The 20178-nt window shown below is 68.6% G+C and carries 13 protein-coding genes and 2 pseudogenes; 5 read left to right on the forward strand and 10 right to left on the reverse strand.

Translation table 11 applies throughout. From position 1 onward, the window contains the following. Window positions 1-274: 274 nt before the first annotated feature. Window positions 275-1894, reverse strand: a complete 1620-nt coding sequence (locus tag StrepF001_RS28460; protein ID WP_129801070.1) for a DUF4192 domain-containing protein — start codon at window positions 1892-1894, stop codon at window positions 275-277. 189 nt (window positions 1895-2083) lie between these two features. Between StrepF001_RS28460 and StrepF001_RS28465 the strand changes: the two genes are divergently transcribed. After that, window positions 2084-4249 carry a RecQ family ATP-dependent DNA helicase gene (locus StrepF001_RS28465; RefSeq protein ID WP_129801071.1) on the forward strand — a complete coding sequence of 722 codons (2166 nt, stop codon included), beginning with the start codon at window positions 2084-2086 and terminating at the stop codon, window positions 4247-4249. Window positions 4250-4494: 245 nt separating this feature from the next. Further along, a complete protein-coding gene (locus StrepF001_RS28470; RefSeq protein WP_129801072.1) occupies window positions 4495-5130 on the forward strand; it encodes a hypothetical protein in 636 nt (211 codons plus the stop codon). Window positions 5131-5321: 191 nt separating this feature from the next. Here StrepF001_RS28470 and StrepF001_RS28475 read toward each other — a convergent pair. The 3 genes and pseudogenes from StrepF001_RS28475 to StrepF001_RS28485 form a co-directional block, all read right to left on the reverse strand. Further along, window positions 5322-5958: pseudogene (locus StrepF001_RS28475) on the reverse strand (hypothetical protein). Window positions 5959-6026: 68 nt separating this feature from the next. Continuing rightward, window positions 6027-6728 (reverse strand): ribonuclease HII, encoded by a 702-nt coding sequence (locus StrepF001_RS28480; RefSeq protein ID WP_129801073.1) that lies wholly within the window; start codon window positions 6726-6728, stop codon window positions 6027-6029. A gap of 82 nt (window positions 6729-6810) precedes the next feature. Further along, window positions 6811-7434, reverse strand: a complete 624-nt coding sequence (locus StrepF001_RS28485; protein WP_129801166.1) for a TetR/AcrR family transcriptional regulator — start codon at window positions 7432-7434, stop codon at window positions 6811-6813. Between the two features lie 199 nt (window positions 7435-7633). On the opposite strand from StrepF001_RS28485, the gene StrepF001_RS28495 reads away from it, so the two are divergent. After that, a complete protein-coding gene (locus tag StrepF001_RS28495; RefSeq protein ID WP_129801074.1) occupies window positions 7634-9181 on the forward strand; it encodes an MFS transporter in 1548 nt (515 codons plus the stop codon). 431 nt (window positions 9182-9612) lie between these two features. Here the strand turns inward: StrepF001_RS28495 and StrepF001_RS28500 are convergent, their stop codons facing one another. From StrepF001_RS28500 to StrepF001_RS28510, 3 genes and pseudogenes are all read right to left on the reverse strand, one after another. After that, the gene (locus StrepF001_RS28500; protein WP_129801075.1) at window positions 9613-10515 is read right to left on the reverse strand and encodes an ADP-ribosylglycohydrolase family protein; all 903 of its coding nucleotides are present in this window, start codon (window positions 10513-10515) and stop codon (window positions 9613-9615) included. Between the two features lie 12 nt (window positions 10516-10527). Then, a complete protein-coding gene (locus tag StrepF001_RS28505) occupies window positions 10528-11187 on the reverse strand; it encodes a phosphoglycerate mutase family protein (protein WP_129801076.1) in 660 nt (219 codons plus the stop codon). Window positions 11188-11305: 118 nt separating this feature from the next. Further along, window positions 11306-11909, reverse strand: a pseudogene (locus StrepF001_RS28510) (YdbC family protein). A gap of 150 nt (window positions 11910-12059) precedes the next feature. On the opposite strand from StrepF001_RS28510, the gene StrepF001_RS28515 reads away from it, so the two are divergent. Next, window positions 12060-12593 carry a TerD family protein gene (locus StrepF001_RS28515; protein WP_129801077.1) on the forward strand — a complete coding sequence of 178 codons (534 nt, stop codon included), beginning with the start codon at window positions 12060-12062 and terminating at the stop codon, window positions 12591-12593. Between the two features lie 246 nt (window positions 12594-12839). Here the strand turns inward: StrepF001_RS28515 and StrepF001_RS28520 are convergent, their stop codons facing one another. After that, the gene (locus StrepF001_RS28520) at window positions 12840-15734 is read right to left on the reverse strand and encodes a vitamin B12-dependent ribonucleotide reductase (RefSeq protein ID WP_129801078.1); all 2895 of its coding nucleotides are present in this window, start codon (window positions 15732-15734) and stop codon (window positions 12840-12842) included. Between the two features lie 161 nt (window positions 15735-15895). Continuing rightward, a complete protein-coding gene (gene nrdR, locus StrepF001_RS28525; protein ID WP_129801079.1) occupies window positions 15896-16447 on the reverse strand; it encodes a transcriptional regulator NrdR in 552 nt (183 codons plus the stop codon). Between the two features lie 553 nt (window positions 16448-17000). On the opposite strand from nrdR, the gene lexA reads away from it, so the two are divergent. Continuing rightward, a complete protein-coding gene (gene lexA, locus StrepF001_RS28530; protein ID WP_129801080.1) occupies window positions 17001-17780 on the forward strand; it encodes a transcriptional repressor LexA in 780 nt (259 codons plus the stop codon). A gap of 191 nt (window positions 17781-17971) precedes the next feature. Here the strand turns inward: lexA and StrepF001_RS28535 are convergent, their stop codons facing one another. Next, a complete protein-coding gene (locus StrepF001_RS28535) occupies window positions 17972-19948 on the reverse strand; it encodes an ATP-dependent DNA helicase (RefSeq protein ID WP_129801081.1) in 1977 nt (658 codons plus the stop codon). Window positions 19949-20178 lie beyond the last annotated feature (230 nt).

Consider the following 20178-nt stretch of genomic DNA (forward strand, 5'->3'; position numbering starts at 1 on the left):
ACCTGCCACTGGTGGAGCGGTCGTCGGCGGAGGGCAGAGTCAGCTGGGGCATGGGACGGCTTCCTCTGCGCTCTGTGCGCCTCGGGGGGGTTCGGGGCCAGGAGTGGCGCTCCGGAATGGCGTGGCGGTACGCCGGTGCGGCCCGTGACCGGGCAACCCCACCGAATGGCGGCCAGAGCACACACTCTCGGCGTCGATTCGGGCAGATCGCCCAGCCACCACCCCCGACGGGAAGGCGCCGGCCCGACGACACATACCCGCACCCTCCCGCCAGTCACTCACGCGTCCCCCTCGATACGGCTGCCCCCAGAACCCACGCCCCATTTACGGGCGCCGCGACGCCGCAGCGCTGCCTTCCCGACCGTGCGCGGACGTGTACTGCCGCTCCGCCCGGCCCCGGCCCCGTGCCCCCCTTCGGCATTGCACGAGGCTTGCCGGCACCCCCCTTGTCCTCGCATGCCGACACCCCCGACGAGCAGGGGCGCCCGGCGCCACCAGAGGGAAGTGCTGGGCGCTTCTGCCGAGACGTCGGTCCCGCAGCCGTCCCGGGCGCGGGTTCGGATCCGTCGGCGTCGCGGCTCACCGCGAATTCGGTGTCCTGGGGCCTGTCGAGTCGCTCGGCTGCGCCACGAGCACTGCCCTCGCGTTCCGCGCGCAGGCAGCGGCGGATCGACTCCGGATCCAGTCCTTCGTTGACGGCCTGGTGCAGGAGGCGGGCGAACAGATAGCCGGGGTCCGCACCCAGCGCCATGGCGAGCGCCTCCCGGGCCTCGATGTCGTCCCCGGTCGACCACGCGACCCAGCCCGCGAGGGTGAGAGGCGCCGCGGCGTGTTCGCCGTAAGGTCCGACACAGCGGCGGGCCAGCGCACGCCAGAGCCGGAGTGCGGGGCCAGCCTCGTCGCCTTCCATCCACTCGGCTGCGCGATCGCGGGTGGTGCGGTCCTGCAGGCCCAGAATCAGCGCTGCGGCTTCGTCGTGTCCGAGCAGATCGTCGTCGCGAAGGTCCGCCCTGAGCGCGCCGGAGGCGGGCGGCGCTGCGGCGAGACGGCTCATGACCCGTTCGGCCAGCTGCAATGTCTCGTCGGCCACACACAGGCGACTGGATTCGTCCAGGATCCTGGGGACGAGAGCCATGCTGGCGGTATCCAGGGCGACCTCCTGCTCCAGGGCTGCGGTGGTTTCCCAAGGCAGGAGCCTCGCCCGCAGCTCACGGAGGGTGCCGCGCACCTGAATCCCGGCGTAGGTGGCCGCGGCGGCGAGGACGGAGGTGCCGGGCATTCCCGTCGGCAGGCCTTCGACGGGGCAACATCGCTCGTTCTCGCAGCAGTACGACCAGAAGCGGCCATCCGAAATACACAGGGCCTCGATCACCGGTACGTCGAGGAGGCCGCACTCCACGCGCAGGTTCTGAGCCAGCGGGCGGAGCCGCTCCATGACCTGCCTGCCTGTTTCGCCCTTGCCTGGTTCCTGGCAGAGGTAGGCCACCATCTGTTCGGGACGGGCACCTCGGCGTTCGCTTCCCGTCACCAGCCCGTGCGCCAGCTGCGAGGCCACGGGCACCCAGTCGTCCGGATTCTCGGGAATACCGAGCCGGGCCCGGCCGCCGAACCTGCCGCGTCCGTCACGGTCGTGGAGGGCGACAAGCACGATGCTGTCCTCGGGGCGGTAACCGAGCAGGTACGGCAGGGCATCGACCAGCTCGGCCGGGGTGCGCAGCGTGACGCGATGTGTGTCGGCAGGTGCGTCGTACATGGTGGATTCGACATTCTCGGTGTGTTGAAGGTGCGGTGTGTGGCCCTCGGGCGCTCCATGGCCGTTGGGGCCCTGTCGTCCCTCCCGTCCGGCAGTGTCGTCGTTTTCGAAGGATCCAGTGGTTTCGCCGTGGTTCGTCATGCGCCGACGATCTCGCGGATCGCAGAATTCCGCTTGTGCCTGTGGATAAGTCCAGCCAGGGACACGTCATACCGCGGCCCGCCACACATCCACGGCAGACGCCATCGCACTCGCACAGCCCAGATGTCCCCAGCGCCCGACCGCCCACGCCCGGCCCGTTTGTCAGTGCCGTCCTGTTGTATGGGACGCATGGAGCACACGAGCAACACGGATCTCCGCACGAACGCCGACGCAGTCCTCGCCCGCCTCGTCGGGGACGCCACAGGCGCGGCCCGGCTGCGCGAGGACCAGTGGCGGGCGATCGAGGCGCTGGTCGCCGACCGCCGCCGGGCCCTGGTCGTCCAGCGCACCGGGTGGGGTAAGTCCGCGGTCTACTTCGTGGCGACCTCACTGCTGCGGGCCCGCGGCAGCGGCCCCACCGTGATCGTCTCTCCGTTGCTGGCGCTGATGCGCAACCAGGTCGAGGCCGCGGCTCGGGCCGGAATTCACGGACGGACCATCAACTCCTCGAACACCGAGGAGTGGGATGCCATTCAGTCGGAGATCGCCGCCGGCCAGGTCGACGTCCTGCTCGTCAGCCCGGAGCGGCTCAACAACCCGGAATTCCGGGATCAGGTGCTTCCCGAACTCGCGGCCGCGACCGGTCTTCTCGTCGTGGACGAGGCCCACTGCATCTCCGACTGGGGCCACGATTTCCGTCCGGACTACCGTCGGCTGCGAACCATGCTCACCGATCTGCCGCCCGGTGTGCCCGTACTCGCCACGACCGCCACTGCCAACGCGCGCGTAACGGCGGACGTCGCTGAGCAGCTCGGCACGGGTGGCACGTCGGACGCCCTGGTGCTGCGCGGCCCACTGGACCGGGAGAGCCTGAGCCTCGGTGTGCTGCCGCTGCCGGACGCCGCGCACCGGATGGCCTGGCTCGCAGACCACCTCGACGAGCTGCCGGGCTCGGGGATCATCTATACGCTCACCGTGGCCGCCGCCGAGGAGGTCACCGCCTTTCTGCGCCACCGTGGGCACACTGTTTCCTCGTACACCGGAAAGACGGAGAACGCCGAACGCCAGCAGGCCGAGGACGATCTGCTCGCCAACAAGGTGAAGGCACTGGTCGCCACGTCAGCCCTCGGCATGGGCTTCGACAAACCCGACCTCGGCTTTGTCCTTCACCTCGGCTCACCTTCCTCCCCCATCGCCTACTACCAGCAGGTCGGCCGCGCCGGTCGCGGCGTGGAGCACGCCGAGGTCCTCCTCCTGCCCGGGAAGGAAGACGAAGCCATCTGGGAGTACTTCGCCTCCCTCGCGTTCCCGTCCGAAGACCTGGTGCGCCGCACTCTGGACGTCCTCGCGCGCGCGGAGCGGCCCATGTCGCTGCCCGCCCTGGAACCACTCGTGGAGCTGCGCCGCTCCCGCCTGGAGACCATGCTCAAGGTCCTCGATGTGGACGGTGCAGTGCGGCGGGTCAAGGGCGGCTGGGTCGCCACGGGGCAGCCGTGGACGTACGACTCGGAGCGTTACGACTGGGTCGCCCGGCAGCGCAGGGCCGAGCAGCAGGCGATGCGTGACTACGCGGCGACGACGGGATGCCGCATGGAGTTCCTGCAGCGCCAGCTCGACGACGAGGGTGCCAAACCCTGCGGGCGCTGCGACAACTGCGCGGGCGCGCGCTTCGCCGCGGACACGTCGACCGGCGCGCTGGACGCCGCGCGCGTCGACCTGGGGCGGGCGGGCGTCGAGGTGGAACCTCGCCGTATGTGGCCGACGGGACTGCCGGCGATCGGCATCGATCTCAAGGGGCGTATCCCGGTCGGTGAACAAGCCGCCTCGGGGCGGGCGCTGGGGCGGCTGTCTGACATCGGCTGGGGCAACCGGCTGCGGCCGATCCTCGCCCCGCAGGCACCTGACGGCCCCGTGCCGGACGATGTGGCAAGGGCCGTAGTCGGCGTACTGGCCGACTGGGCAAAGGGACCCGGGGGCTGGGCCTCGGGGGCGGCGGATGCCCCGGCGCGTCCCGTCGGCGTGGTCACCGTCACCTCGCGCACTCGCCCCGCACTGATCCACTCCCTGGGTGCGCGCATCGCGGAGGTCGGCCGACTGCCGCTGCTGGGGTCGGTGGAGTACGCGGTCGACGCTTCCCCGGTCTCGCGGAGCAACAGTGCCCAACGCCTCAAAGCGCTCGACGGAGCGCTGACCGTACCGCCACCCCTCAGCGCAGCGCTCACCGAGAACCGCGGCCCCGTCCTCCTCGTGGACGACTTCACGGAGACGGGTTGGACCCTCGCGGTCGTGGCGCGCATGCTGCGGCGTGTCGGCGCGCAGGAGGTGCTGCCTCTTGTTCTGGGCGTGCAGAGTTGACCAGGTGTACCCGTGCCGTCCACCCAGGCGTTACTCAACGCCCCGCTGGGTACGGATATAAGCCACAGTCCACGCATTAAGGGTCGGCGGCCCCAATTGCTCGTTGCCGCATCCCAGTTCGACAGGAAGAATTGAAGTCCGCTCCCCGCACGGCTCATCCGTGATCAGGTACGGCTCCGCTGCGGTGTGCGCTCCCCCGAACCAGACCCCGCCCGCAGTGTGGGCGCGTAGCCGAAGGGAGGATCGTGACCTTCGGATTCGCTCCGTCCTCCGCGGCATCCACGTCGACGTCTGCCGACCTGTCCGCCGCCTCCGCCAACCCTGTGGCCCGCCTGCTGGAACCCGCGGAGTGGGCTGCCGCCGGTATTCCCCTGCTGCGCAACCCCCGTGAGGTCGTCAGCGGACTGCACACACGGCACCGCCCCAGGCCGGCAACGGCGATCGTGGCCGTGCTCGACGCCGACGAACGACTGCGGGCAAGTGCCTCGTTCACTCGACGTCCGGCCCCCGCCGACGGCTGGATGTTCCGCAACGCGCTGCTGGCCCAACTGCGCCGGGTCATCCCGCACGATCTGCGCCGCCGCACTCCGGTGCGCACCGCCGTGCTGCTCTACTGCCGCGAGGGCGACGCACGTTGGACGGAGGAGGACGGCGCATGGATGTGGGGCCTGCGTGACGCCTGCACCCTGCACGGGCTGCGCTGTGGTGCCTACATCACGCTCACGCGCGACGGCTGGCAGGTCCTCGGTGAGGGCCGCGGCGGACGCCGTCCCAGCGCCGACTCGGCGCCCGAGCCCTTTGCCACCTCCGAGGCACCGGCCCCACTGCCGCGCACCGGTGGCGCCGCTTCCGAGGTCCTGCGCCGCGCGGCGGCCCGCTGAGGCCGACGGACATCAGGTCCGGCCACAGGCACTACGGCGCCTGACCAGGCGCACGACCGAGTGCGTGCGACGACCGGCCGGAGGCACATGTCCGCCCAGTCGTCCGCGCATGCCGAAGCCACCGCCGTGCAGCTGCCGAGCCGACGGGACGGCTCCTGCGCAGGCCCACCCCGGGACCTTCCGGGGCGGGCTCAGACGCCCGCGCCCAGCAGCGAGTTGATCTGCTGCGGGTCGCCGCAGACGATCAGCAGGGCGCCGGCCCGGCCGAGAGCCAGCGGCAGGGCGCCGGCGGCAACGGCGTCGGAGCCACCGTTGACGGCGACCACGACCACAGGCCGGGACACGGCACGACCAGCCACGGCGGCGTCGGCATAGAAGACGTCGTCGCGCGCATCGTGCTGCGCCCAGTAGGACGCCTCGCCGAAGGACAGCTCGTGGGCGGCCCACGGGTGCGGCTCACCGGTGGTGATCACCAGCACGTCACCAGGGGCACGACCCGACTCCAGGAGCAGGTCCACGGCTTCCTCTGCAGCGTCGAGCGCGCCCTCGGCCGAAGCCGGGATCAGCTGGATCTGCGGGGTCGCCGAGGACCGAGCGGGGGCAGCGTGGGTTGCAGGGCCTGCAGGCTCGGGCTTGGGCGCACCCCCATGGGGCGTACGTTGCGCCTGCTGCGCGGGCCGGAGAGGGCCAGGACGACCGGGACGCGGCGGAGCCGCGGGGCGGGCCGGGTACGGGACGGGGGGTCGGCGCGGTGCGGCCGTTGGCCGGCGTGGCGCGGGGACCCTGGGCACTCTCGTGAATCTGAGGCTCCTCGGGGATGAGAGGCATGAGTTGATGTCTATCAAACGTTGGTACGGCTCACGCCGGTGGGTGGCACATACGTGCGACCGGGACCGTCAGAAATCGAAGCCGAGCTGACCCTCGATCTCCGGAACGCTCCCGTCCGCCCAGCTGCGGGCTTTCTTGAGGTGCCGCCACTGGGGCAGCGCATCAAGATACGCCCACGACAACCGGTGGTACGGGGTGGGGCCCCGCTCCGCCAGTGCGGCCTTGTGCACGGGCGACGGATACCCGGCGTTGTCCGCAAAACCGAAGTCTGCATGGTCGATACCCAGTTCGGCCATCATTTTGTCGCGCTGAACCTTGGCGATCACAGAAGCCGCAGCGACGGCCACGCACGACTGATCACCCTTGATCACCGTACGGACCTTCCACGGCGCTCCGAGATAGTCGTGCTTCCCGTCAAGGATCACCGCGTCGGGCCGAACCGGCAGCCCCTCCAGGGCACGCACCGCCGCGAGCCGCAGCGCCGCCGTCATGCCCACGTCGTCGATCTCCTCCGGAGAGGCATACCCCAGGGCATACGAGGTCACCCAGGTCCGCAGTTCCTCGGCGAGTGCGGTCCGTCGTTTGACCGTGAGCAGTTTGGAATCGGTGAGACCCACGGGAGGGCGGCGCAGTCCGGTGACCGCCGCGCAGACCGTGACAGGACCGGCCCAAGCACCGCGCCCCACCTCGTCGACACCGGCAATGACCTTCGCTCCGGTCGTGGCGCGAAGGGAGCGCTCGGCGGTGTGAGTAGGCGGTTCGTACGGCATGGCGCCCTTAGATTACGCCGCCCGCAACTGCCTACGACACCCCGGTCGCCCGGAGCCGGGCTGACAGCCGAACAACCCGACGTCAGACACCCGTCTGCCGGAGCAGCGGAACCATCAACTGCTCGACCATCTCCTCGATGTCCCGGTCGCTCCATTCGCTCGCGCACACCTTTGACCGATACATCATCATCGCCGGGATGGCGTCGTAGACGTATCCGTTCGCAGCATCGGATCGAACCTCACCCCGCTCGATTCCACGGTTGATCACCTCGCGGAGCAGACTGATCATTGGCTCCACGACACCCTCGACGATCACGTCATGGAAGCGTTCGGCTTGCAGGGTGTCGCATTCGTGAATCACAGAGCGCAAGGCCGAACCGGGCCGCGAATACATGGCGTCGCGCGCTTGACGGCAGAGGGCCACCAGATCCTGGCGCACACTTCCCAGGTCAGGGGCAGCATCAATGCGCGGCAGTCCGGCCTGGAGTGCATCCGCGACGAGGTCCTCCTTGGACGGCCAGCGGCGGTAGACCGCAGCCTTGCCGGTATGGGCCCCGGCGGCCACGCCCTCCATCGTGAGGCCGTTCCAGCCGACCGTACTGAGCTGCTCCAGCGCGGCCTCGAGGATCGCGCGTTCGAGTACGGCACCGCGCCGACGGGGAGTGGCCGCCTGAGCAGGGGCGGCCGTCCAGCGCGAAGTAACCATCCGAGTGTCTCCAACGAACAGGGAAGCGGGGATTTGAAGCGAGATTTGGGGATACAGGGACGTGCCACGCGGCAGCGGCGGGGACGGTGCGACGCGACGGCAACTTAAGTGAACGCTTGCGTTCACTACTGGGGAGTCACTACCGTTGGCGGCGACAGTGAACGCTTGCGTTCACTAAGCTATTTGTGGGGGACCCATAGTGACGACCTCTCCATCGATCCAAGACCGGAAACCGGGTACTGCCCGCCGACAGGGCCATCCCGGCATCGCGCTCACCGTCATCGCGGCCTGCCAGCTCATGGTGGTCCTCGACGCGACGATTGTGAATATCGCGCTTCCGCACATTCAAACCGCACTCGAGTTCAGCACCACCGACCTCACCTGGGTGGTCAGCGCGTACACGCTGACCTTCGGCGGTCTGTTGCTGCTCGGCGCCCGGGCGGGTGACATCCTCGGCCGACGCCGGGTTTTCATGGCCGGCATCCTGCTGTTCACCTTCGCCTCGCTGCTGGGCGGAATCGCCCAGGAACCCTGGCAATTGCTGGCCGCGCGTGCCCTGCAGGGCGTGGGTGGCGCGATCGCGTCGCCGACGTCGCTGGCCCTGATCACCACCACGTTCGCCGAGGGGCCGGAGCGGAATCGCGCCTTCGGTGTCTTCGCCGCCGTGTCCGCGGGCGGTGGCGCCATCGGTCTGCTCGCCGGCGGGATGCTCACGGAGTGGCTCGACTGGCGCTGGGTGCTCTTCGTCAACGTACCGATCGGTGTACTGATCGCCGTACTCACCCCGCTCTACATAAGCGAGTCCGAACGACACCCCGGGCGCTTCGACATCGCGGGCGCACTGACCTCGACCATAGGCATGGCGTCCTTGGTGTACGGCTTCATCCGCGCGGCGGAGGAGGGCTGGCGGGACAATGTGACCCTCGCGTCCTTCGGTGCGGCGTTGGTCTTGCTGGTCGCCTTCGTGTTTATCGAGATGCGGGCGAACGAGCCGATCACCCCGCTGAAGATGTTCGCCGACCGCAACCGCTCCGGGACATACGTGATCATGCTGAGTCTGGCAGCGGCCATGTTCGGCATGTTCTTCTACATCGTTCTGTTCGTGCAGAACGTGCTGGGGTTCAGCCCGATCGAGGCAGGCCTGGCCTTTCTTCCCATCACAGTCGCGATCGTGGTCGGAGCGGGTCTCTCGCAGCGCTTCCTCCCCGTGCTCGGCCCCAAGCCGTTCATGCTCGTCGGCTCGGCCGCCGTAGTGGTAGGGCTCGCCTGGCAGACGTTCATCAGCCCCGACAGCTCGTATGCAGGCGGAGTCCTGGGCCCGATGCTGGTGTTCGGCTTCGGCATGGGCCTGAACTTCGTCACGGCGACGGTGACCGCGGTCTCCGGTGTCGCCCAGCACGAGGCGGGCGCCGCGTCCGGCTTGCTCAATGCCACGCAACAGGTGGGCGGTTCGCTGGGCCTGTCCATCCTCACCACTGTGTTCGGCACAGCCAGCAAGGACGAGGCGGAGAAGCAGATTCCGCACTTCCTCGCCGACGGCTCGGCCGCGCAGAAGACAGAGTTCGCGCAGACGCATCAACTGCCCGCGCCCTGGGGGCATGAGGTGCTCGCGCAGGGTATTTCGACGGCGTTCATCCCGGCCGTTGCCATGGCCGTCCTCGCCACCGTCACCGCGTGGTGGGTGATCCGGGTACGCAAGAGCGACCTGGATGCGCTCGCCGGTACTGCCGGCCCTATGGGCGGCTGACGGGAAACGAGTGCGGGCCGGTCCGGGAGGCTGGTCGACGGGCGCCACGGGGGTGTGTCCGCGGCCGACTGGCCGGCCCGCGACAGGCCGCGCACGGCTGACACCTGTCGGGCGGGCCGACGGCGAGAGCGGCGGTCCGGACCTCCGTACACCGCCCCACCAACCGGGAGCCGCAGCGGCAGCGTCCGACGGAAACAGCAAATGGACGCTCCGCGCGGCGGCCGCAACACCGAGCAGGACAAACAGCACCGGCAACACCTCCATGACCACCCCCTACAGCGCTCGTGTGTACCGATGAGCAGTCTGCGCACAGCAGATGCCACTACAACGAGCCCGCGGTCACAGAGAGTTCCCGGAATGCACAGAGAGTTTCGAAGGGTTGAGCCGACTCGGCGGAGAGCCGCGTCGGCGACACGGGGCCACAGCCCGCGCTATGCCGACGCCGACATCCAGTCCGGCAGATTCTCCGTCCGCCCCACCCATTCCGTCGGCGGCGTCCCCGCCTTCCCCGAGGCGATCACGCCGCCGACAATGGCGCAGGTGGTGTCCACGTCCCCGCCGACCTGCGCCGTCGTCCAGAAAGCCGCCTCGTAGTCGCCGAGGGAGCGTGCCGCCGACCACAAGGCGAAGGGCACCGTGTCATGAGCCGTCGTACGCCGTCCGCAGCCCAGTACGGCCGCGACCGTGGCAGCGTCGCCGTAGTCGAGCATGTCCCGGGCGCGACGCAGACCTGCGCCGACCGCGCTCTTCGGCACGAGCGCGATGACGTCGTCCAGGAGCGACTCGGCACTGGGCGGCCCGCCGGGAGCAGCGACCAGGGCGGCGGCCGCTGCGACCGCCATGGCGCCGACCACGGCCTCACGGTGCTGGTGTGTGGTGTATGCGGAGATCTCGGCCTGGTGCGTGGCCTGCTCCGGGTCGTCCGCGTACCAGGCGCCCAGCGGGGCGATCCGCATCGCGGCGCCGTTGCCCCAGGATCCCTGTCCGTTGAACAGCGCGGCGGCGAGCTCCCGCCAGTCACCACCTTCCCGGACGAGCCTGAGAAGCCGGTTGACCGCGGGTCCGTATCCCCGGTCGAAGTCGTGGTGCTCCGCGAAGGAGCGGGCCAGTGCGTCCTGGTCGATGCGCTGGTGGGCGGCGAGTACGGCGACCACGGAGCAGGCCATCTCCGTGTCGTCCGTCCACGGCCAGGGTCCGGGCGGCAGCTCTCGGCGCTTGAGCAGCGGGTAGTTCACCGGCACGAAGAACTGGGAGCCCAGCGCGTCCCCCACCGAAAGTCCGCGCAGGCTGCCCAGGGCGCGGTCCAAGCGCCCGTCGGGAGAGGAGTCAGTCATCGCCCTGCCACTCTATCCGTTGATCCCGTACGGTTCCGGATCTCGCCAGCGTTCGAACGGCCGATCAAGCACGTACTTGCCGTCGTCCCCCAGAACGAGCATCCGCATCTCCCCGTTCCCGGGATTCGACAGCGCCTCGAACTCCGCGACCGTCCAGTGGAACCAGCGCATGCAGAACAGCCGCATGGCCAGGCCGTGCGTCACGAGCAGCACGTTCGGTGGATGGTCGGGGGCCTCGAAACTGCGGTACAGGCTCTCCAGGAAACCGCCGACCCGGTCGTACACGTCTGCGCCGCTCTCACCCTGCGCGAAGCGGTAGAAGAAGTGCCCGTACGCATCGCGGTAGGCCTTCTGCTGCCGTACGTCGTCGCAGTCCTGCCAGTTTCCCCAGTCCTGCTCACGCAGCCGGGGCTCCTCCCGCACGCGTATGAGGTCCGGGTCGAGGTGGAAGGCACGGAGTGTCTCGTGCGTCCGGCGGTACGGGGAGACGTACACGCTGACGCGTTCGCGCCCGAACAGCTCACGAAGCCGCTTACCCGTCTCCTCGGCCTGCCGCCAGCCCCGCTCGGTCAGGGCCAGCGCGTGGTCGGGCTCACGCTCGTACACGGAGTCATCAACATTGCCCGTTGACTCGCCGTGCCGGACAAGGACGATGCGCCGTGGTCGTGCCATGCCAAAACACTAGATCGGGTGACGGCATGTCGAGCACTCGGACGGGCACCATACGGCGTAGGTCACACAGTTCCCGCACCATGCGCCACACAGGGCGCACGATTGGCGCATCCAGAAATCAAACCGTCCAGGCCGGTTCCAGCTCCACGATGTCGCCCGTGAGCGCGGCGACGTCCGCTTCCGTCTGGGCCCGCAAAGCGAGGCGCTCCACGCGCTCGGTGCGGTACTTGCCGTGCTCGGCGGCCGACCGCCACATCGACAGAACCATGAACTCGTGCCCGGGCGCCTCGGCGAACAGCCCACGGATCATCCCGGGCGAGCCGGCCATCGCGGGGTTCCAGACCTTCTCCTGCATCAGCGTGAAGTTCTCGACGCGCTCCTTGCGGACACGGCAGAGGGCCACCCGGATCAGATCGGCGTCCGTGAAGCGCGGTTCGAAGCCGGTCTTCACATCGAAGCGGTAGTCGAACAACCTGACCTGGGCGTCCTTGAACGTTCCCGACTGAGCCGCCGCAAGCCGGTCGTGGGAGCGGGCCATGAACGAGTCGTAGAAGGCACGGCTTTCCCAGAACGTGAAGATGTGGGCCACCGCAGGCCGCCCCCGGCTCCAGCCCCCGCCCTGTCCCGAAATCCGGCTCCCCCGGAAGCCCCGCCCACTTTCGCTGCCCCCGCTCGAACCCGCGGCGGTCCACCACGGTGCAGCGAATCCACTTGACCAGCACCGCGCCATCGTAAGGCCACGGAGCGTGGCACCGGTCACCCTCGCGCGGACAGGAACCGTGCACGCTTCTCCGCGCGCGTGGCAGGATGGACAACCGGCTTTGGCCGCCCCGCAGTTCGGGCTGCGGGCACTCGGGGAAGGGGGACGACTGATGAACGGCATCAGCAAGGGAATCCACAAGGTCGAGATCGCGCTGAAGTGGGACCCGAGTCCAGTGGGGCAGCCACCCACCGACATGGACGTAGTCGCCGCCACCTACCTGGCGAGCGACCCGTACGGCGATCCCGCCTATGTGGTGCACTTCGACAGCCGCTCCCCGGACGGCACCATCTACCTCAACCGGGACAGCAAGGACGGCAAGGGCTTCGGCTGGGACGAGGTCCTGACCGTGGAGCTCGAGCGGCTCGATGCCCGCTATGCGCGCGTGGTGGTCGGCGTCATCATCCAGCAGCGTCCGGCACGCCGGACCTTCGTCAGTGTGATCAACCCGGCCCTGCAGATCCGTGAGGGCTACACCGACCTGGCCGTGGACGACTTCGGAGAGGTCCTCGGTTCCACGGCGGCCAAGGTCGCCGAGTTCGTGCGCGACGACACGCGTGTGTGGGATTTCCACGCTGGAGTCCATGGCTTCGAAGACGATCCGGCCACCTTCACGAGGACGATGGGCGCGCCCTTCAAGCCCTGACGTCTCTTCAGCCGACCACACGAAGACGAGGGGCGCCCGCCAGGTCCGGCGGAAGCCCCTCACCTTGACCACCCGGACGTCCTTCATGGCTGGTGCCAGGCGTACGGGTATGCAGCGCCTGGTCGCCTCGACGCAGTGAAGGGGACCAACCAGTGATTGGTCCCCTTCACCAGACTCACCAGGCGCTGATCAACAACGCACAGGCATTACATCGAGTGCTGCAACCCACGCGATTCCGCTGAGACTTCAGCTGCAGCCGCTGGTCGAGCCGCAGCCCTCGCAGATGTAGCAGGAGCCGGCCCGCTGCATCTTCGTACCGCAGGAGAAGCACAGCGGGGCGTCGGCCTGAATGCCCAGCTGCATCTCCACCAGTTCGGCGCTTGTGTGGGCCTGCTTCGGAGCCGGCTTGGCCGCCTCGATGTCGGCCTTCGGCGTGACGACGGCTTTGAGCTCCTGGGCGCGCGGCGCCGACTGGGCCAGGCCCTCTACGTCGACGTCCTCCTCCAGCGGCTCGTACGAACCGGTCTCCAGGTGGCGCTGGCGCTCCTCGGCGGAGTGGATGCCGAGCGCGGAACGCGTCTCGAAGGGCAGGAAGTCGAGCGCCAGGCGGCGGAAGATGTAGTCGACGATCGACTGGGCCATCCGCACGTCCGGGTCGTCCGTCATACCAGCCGGCTCGAAGCGCATGTTCGTGAACTTCGAGACGTAGGTCTCCAGCGGCACGCCGTACTGCAGGCCCACCGAGACGGCAATGGAGAAGGCGTCCATCATGCCTGCGAGGGTCGATCCCTGCTTGGACATCTTCAGGAAGACCTCGCCGAGACCGTCGTCCGGGTAGGAGTTGGCGGTCATGTAGCCCTCGGCGCCGCCGACCGTGAAGGACGTGGTGATACCAGGGCGACCCTTGGGGAGGCGCTTGCGGACCGGGCGGTACTCGACGACCTTCTCGACCGTCTCACGGATCGTGGCCTCGGCCTTCTCCGTGATCTCGGCCTTCTCCTTCTCCTTGGTCTTGGCGGAGAGCGGCTGGCCGACCTTGCAGTTGTCGCGGTAGATCGCCAGGGCCTTGATGCCCATCTTCCAGGCCTCGAAGTAGATCTCCTCGACCTCCTCGACGGTCGCCGACTCCGGCATGTTGACCGTCTTGGACAGGGCTCCGGAGATCCACGGCTGGATCGCGGCCATCATGCGGACGTGGCCCATCGGGGAAATGGCCCGCTCGCCCATGGCGCAGTCGAACACCTCGTAGTGCTCGGGCTTGAGGCCGGGGGCGTCGATCACGTTGCCGTGCTCGGCGATGTGGGCGACGATCGCCTCGATCTGCTCCTCCTGGTAGCCCAGGCGGCGCAGGGCCTGCGGGACGGTGCCGTTGACGATCTGCATCGAGCCGCCGCCGACCAGCTTCTTGAACTTGACCAGGGCGAGGTCGGGCTCGAGGCCGGTGGTGTCGCAGGACATCGCCAGGCCGATGGTGCCGGTCGGAGCGATCACGGACGCCTGGGCGTTTCGGAAACCGTTCTTCTCACCGAGGCGCAGCACGTCCTGCCAGGCCTCCGTGGCGGCGGCCCAGACCGGCGTATCCAGGTCGTCCATGCGGACGGCCTCGGCGTTGGCGTCGGCGTGCTGCTTCATGACGCGGTTGTGGGCGGACGCGTTGCGGGCGTAGCCGTCGTACGGGCCGACGACCGCGGCGAGCTCGGCGGAGCGACGGTAGGCCGTACCGGTCATGAGGGACGTGACGGCACCGGCCAGGGCGCGGCCGCCGTCGGAGTCGTAGGCGTGGCCGGTCGCCATCAGCATGGCGCCGAGGTTGGCGTAGCCGATGCCGAGCTGGCGGAACGCGCGCGTGTTCTCGCCGATCTTCCGGGTCGGGAAGTCCGCGAAGCAGATGGAGATGTCCATCGCCGTGATGACGAGCTCGACAACCTTGGCGAAGCGCTCGACCTCGAAGGACTGGTTGCCCTTGTCGTCGTCCTTGAGGAACTTCATCAGGTTCAGCGAGGCGAGGTTGCAGGACGTGTTGTCCAGGTGCATGTACTCGCTGCAGGGGTTCGAGCCGTTGATACGGCCGGACTCCGGGCAGGTGTGCCAGTGGTTGATGGTGTCGTCGTACTGGATGCCCGGGTCGGCACAGGCCCAGGCGGCTTCGGCCATCTTGCGGAACAGGGACTTGGCGTCGACCTCCTCGATGACCTCGCCGGTCATCCGCGCGCGGAGGCCGAACTTGCCACCCTGCTCGACCGCCTTCATGAACTCGTCGTTCACTCGGACCGAGTTGTTGGCGTTCTGGTACTGGACGGACGTGATGTCGTCGCCACCGAGGTCCATGTCGAAGCCCGCGTCGCGCAGGGCGCGGATCTTCTCCTCTTCCTTGACCTTGGTCTCGATGAAGTCCTCGATGTCGGGGTGGTCGACGTCAAGGATGACCATCTTGGCGGCCCGGCGGGTGGCGCCACCGGACTTGATCGTTCCTGCAGAGGCGTCGGCACCGCGCATGAAGGAGACCGGGCCGGAGGCGTTGCCGCCAGAGGAGAGCAGTTCCTTGGAGGAGCGGATGCGGGAGAGGTTCAGGCCGGCACCGGAGCCGCCCTTGAAGATCATGCCCTCTTCCTTGTACCAGTCGAGGATCGACTCCATGGAGTCATCGACGGACAGGATGAAGCAGGCCGAGACCTGCTGCGGCTGGGGCGTGCCGACGTTGAACCACACGGGGCTGTTGAAGCTGAAGATCTGGTGCAGGAGCGCGTACGCCAGCTCGTGCTCGAAGATCTCGGCGTCGGCGGGCGAGGCGAAGTACTTGTAGTCCTCGCCGGCCTTCCGGTACGTCTTCACGATGCGGTCGATCAGCTGCTTGAGGCTGGTCTCGCGCTGCGGGGTGCCGACGGCACCGCGGAAGTACTTGCTGGTGACGATGTTGACCGCGTTCACCGACCAGAAGTCGGGGAACTCGACGCCACGCTGCTCGAAGTTGACCGAGCCGTCGCGCCAGTTGGTCATGACGACGTCACGGCGCTCCCAGGCCACCTCGTCGTACGGGTGTACGCCGGGGGTGGTGTGGATGCGCTCGATACGCAGTCCCTTGGTCGCCTTGGTGCCCTTGGCGCGGGAACTCCGTGCCGGACCGCTCGCCGTCTCTGTCATGCCGCCTCCCTGTACGGGCTAAAACGCCCTGAAGTGCCACGATGTTCCCGTGGCACGGTGTTCTGTCTTGTGTTGCGGGTCCTCGCGCTGCCGCCCGCAACAGGCCTTCATCGCCGCCGACCGGCCGGATCCGGAGCCATGTCCGGGACCGGCCCCGTCGATCAGTCGGCGGCGGCTGCGGGCTCGGGGACCTGAGCAGTCCCCCCGGGCCCGCGATCGTCTTCCTGGCTCCCCTGGCCGCCGTCTTCGTCGTCCGCGGCGGGGTGTTCCGGCTTTTCCCTGAGTTCCGCGATCGCCGCCTCGAAGTCCTCCAGCGACTCGAACGCCCGGTAGACAGACGCGAATCGCAGGTAGGCGACAAGGTCGAGCTCCTGCAGTGGGCCGAGTATGGCCAACCCCACGTCATGGGTGGTCAGCTCGGCGCTCCCGGTGGCACGCACCGCCTCCTCGACCCGCTGGCCAAGCTGGGCGAGTGCGTCCTCGGTGACAGGCCGTCCCTGGCATGCCTTGCGCACGCCATTGATGACCTTGGTACGACTGAAAGGCTCGGTGACTCCGGACCGCTTGACCACCATGAGCGAGCACGTCTCCACGGTCGTGAAACGACGGGAGCAGTCAGGGCACTGGCGGCGCCGGCGGATCGACGTGCCGTCGTCGGTCGTACGACTGTCGACGACACGGCTGTCGGGGTGCCTGCAGAAGGGGCAGTGCATGAACTCCCAACCCTCCTCACAGCAGACTCAATAGCCTCAATAGGCCCTCGGGCCCCTCGAAGCGATCACAAGCATAGGCGATCGACAGAGGCTCGAAGACCGGGGGGACCACAACTTCTGGGCCACTGCTGCTATCCAACCACTAGATGTGGGGATTGGCTCTTACATCGACCCCTGTCGCGCGTGTCGTCATCACGCGCCACGCGCGCGTGCGCCACGCCGGACGCAGAGCCGCGCAGACGTATCGCGGCAGCCCGTGGGGAGATACGGTGGGCGCCACAGGGAGAAGCCGTGGGACTCCCGCGCAGACGGGGGCCGGTACCCGGTTGACGGGGCACTGAATGGCAGACTGGACCACACCCCACGAGGGCACCACCCGGCGGTGAAGAGTACAACAATGGATGCTTTTGTCCGCAGGGCACCGCGTTAGCCATACACCCAGGCATCTGATCGCGTCCGGCGATTCGCATTTTTTCACTCGAACGTGTGTTTGGCGCAACCTTTCGAAAGCAACTACCGTTGTGCTGCAGGGAGACCATCGAGAGGGGCCGACGTGACCACCACCGCAGACAGTGCCACCATCACTGCCCAGGACCGCTCCCAGGGCCGACTCGAGCCGGTGCATGCGATGAACGAAGCCACGAATCCCGAGGGGCCCAAGCGCTCCCTGCCGGGCCGACCTCCAGGCATCCGGGCGGACAGCTCGGGGCTCACTGACCGGCAGCGTCGGGTGATCGAGGTCATCAGGGACTCCGTGCAGCGGCGCGGCTACCCGCCGTCGATGCGGGAGATCGGCCAGGCGGTCGGCCTGTCCAGCACGTCCTCCGTCGCACACCAACTGATGGCACTGGAGCGCAAGGGCTTCCTGCGCCGCGACCCGCACCGCCCGCGCGCGTACGAGGTCCGCGGCTCAGACCAGGCCGCCTCCGTGCAGCCCACCGACACCGCGGGCAAGCCCGCCGCGTCATACGTCCCGCTGGTCGGCCGCATCGCCGCCGGTGGGCCGATTCTCGCCGAGGAATCGGTCGAGGATGTTTTTCCCCTTCCTCGGCAGCTCGTCGGCGACGGCGAACTGTTCGTTCTTAAAGTTGTCGGTGACTCCATGATCGAGGCCGCGATCTGCGACGGCGACTGGGTCACGGTGCGCCGCCAGCCGGTCGCCGAGAACGGTGACATCGTGGCCGCGATGCTCGACGGCGAGGCCACCGTCAAGCGCTTCAAGCGCGAGGACGGCCACGTCTGGCTCCTCCCGCACAACTCCGCGTACGAGCCGATCCCCGGCGACGACGCGACCATTCTGGGCAAGGTGGTCGCGGTGCTGCGGCGGGTGTGACGCCGGCCAAGGGCGGCCATGTCACGACCGCCCTCCCCTGACCGGGCCCCGGGACCCCTGCGCCGGTTCCGGGGTCCTGTGCTGTGCGGGCCCAGTCGCCGGATGGACTTGGCTGGCGGGTCGGATGAATTTGGGATGGCGGGTTGGTCGGCCTCCTCGCGCGAGGAGGCCGACCAACCCGCCATCACTCGTCACGTCACTTCCGCCTGCTTCGCCGCCGCGTCGATCGCGGCCAGCGACTTCCGGACCTGCTTATGGTCCGTCGTGTACCAGAAGTCGGGCAGTGACGCCTTCAGATAGCTCCCGTAGCGGGCCGTGGCCAAACGCTGGTCGAGCACGGCGACCACACCACGGTCTCCCGACGCTCGTACGAGGCGACCGGCGCCCTGGGCCATGAGCAGCGCCGCGTGTGTGGCCGCCACTGCCATGAAGCCGTTGCCGCCTGCGTCCTCCACCGCCTTCTGGCGGGCACTCATCAGCGGGTCGTCCGGCCGCGGGAACGGGATCTTGTCCATGACGACCAGCTGACAGCTGGAGCCGGGGACGTCCACGCCCTGCCAGAGCGACAGCGTGCCGAAAAGACACGTCTTCGGATCGGCCGCGAAGTTCTTGATCAGCTCGCCCAGGGTCTCCTCGCCCTGAAGGAGGATCGGGAACTCGGGGAGGCGGGAACGCAGTTCCTCGGCGGCCAGCTGAGCGGCCCTCATCGACGAGAACAGACCGAGGGTGCGCCCGCCGGCTGCCTGGATGAGCTCCGTCAGCTCATTGAGCATGTCCGCCCGGTCACCGTCTCGCGCGGGGCGGGAGAGGTGCTTGGCGACGTACAGGATGCCCTGTTTGGGATAGTCGAAGGGCGAACCGACGTCGACCCCCTTCCATTGTGGGAGGTCTTCGCCCTCGGTGCCCTCGGGGGCGAGTCCCAGGGAGGCGCCGACACCGTTGAAGTCGCCGCCCAGCTTCAGGGTCGCCGAGGTGAGGACGACGGAGCGGTCCGTGAAGAGCTTCTCGCGCAGCAGGCCCGAGACGGACATGGGGGCGACGCGCAGAGAGGCGCCGAAGCGGTCGTGGCGCTCGTACCAGACGACGTCCCACTCCGAGCCGTGCGTAATGCGCTCCGCCACATCGTGCACCGTCTCCACCGCAGCCAGCGCCTGCTTGCGGACGGCGTCCTCGTCCTGCACGGACTTGTCGCGGGTCGCGCCGATGGCGGAAATGACCGTACGACAGGCGTCGCGCAGCGCCGTCAGCGCGTATCCGAGATCCTCCGGGATCTCTTCCAGGCGGCCGGGCAGGGCAAGCTCCATCAACCGCTCGAAGCCTTCGGCGGCGGTCTGCAACTGGTCGGCGGCCTTCTCGTTGACGAGCTTCGCGGCGCGCCGCACCGCGCGGTTGACCTGGCCCGGGGTGAGGTCACCCGTGGCGGCGCCGGTGACCCGCGAGACCAGCTCGTGCGCCTCGTCCACGATCAGCACCTCGTGCTGCGGAAGGACCGGGGCGCCCTCGATGGCGTCGATGGCGAGCAGAGCGTGGTTGGTGACGACGACATCGGAGAGCTTGGCGCGCTCGCGGGCCATCTCGGCGAAGCACTCGGCGCCGTACGCGCACTTCGAGGCACCCAGACACTCCCGCGACGAGACAGACACCTGGGCCCAGGCGCGGTCGGAGACACCAGGTGTGAGGTCGTCACGGTCACCGGTCTCGGTCTCGTCGGACCAGTCGCGCAGCCTCAGCAGATCCTGACCCAGCTTGCTGGTGGGCGCTGCCGCCTCGAACTGGTCGAAGAGGCCCTCCTCCTCGTCCTGCGGGACGCCCTCGTGAAGGCGGTGCAGGCAGAGGTAGTTCGACCTGCCCTTCAGCATCGCGAACTCCGGGCGGCGGCGCAGCAGCGGGTGCAGCGCCTCCACCGTGCGCGGCAGGTCCCGCTGCACCAGTTGGCGCTGCAGCGCGATGGTTGCGGTCGCCACCACCACCCGCTCCCCGTGCGCGAGCGCAGGCACGAGATAGCCCAGCGACTTGCCGGTACCGGTGCCGGCCTGGATCAGCAGATGGGAACCGTCGTCGATCGCCTCCGCGACGGCTTCGGCCATGGTCACCTGGCCGGGGCGCTCCGTCCCGCCGACGGCTGTGACGGCGGCATGCAGGAGTTCGGGGAGTGAGGGCTTCGTCATAGCTCGTTCACCCTACGGCCCGGGACTGACAAACGGGTGATCGCGGCGGGGGTGACTGGTGGGGTCAATGGGTTGGGTTTCCGGGCTGGGATCGGTTCGGATCGATTCGGATCGGTTGGGTGCGGCTGGGTTCGGTTGGGGTTCGGTTGGGTGCGACATCCAGGGCCGGCCGGTTGGACCCGAGGTCGCTTTGGGATCGGTGTGCGGGCCTCGGTTGGGAGACACGGGGA

The organism is Streptomyces sp. F001 (assembly GCF_004187715.1).
GTDB classification, from domain to species: domain Bacteria; phylum Actinomycetota; class Actinomycetes; order Streptomycetales; family Streptomycetaceae; genus Streptomyces; species Streptomyces flavusporus.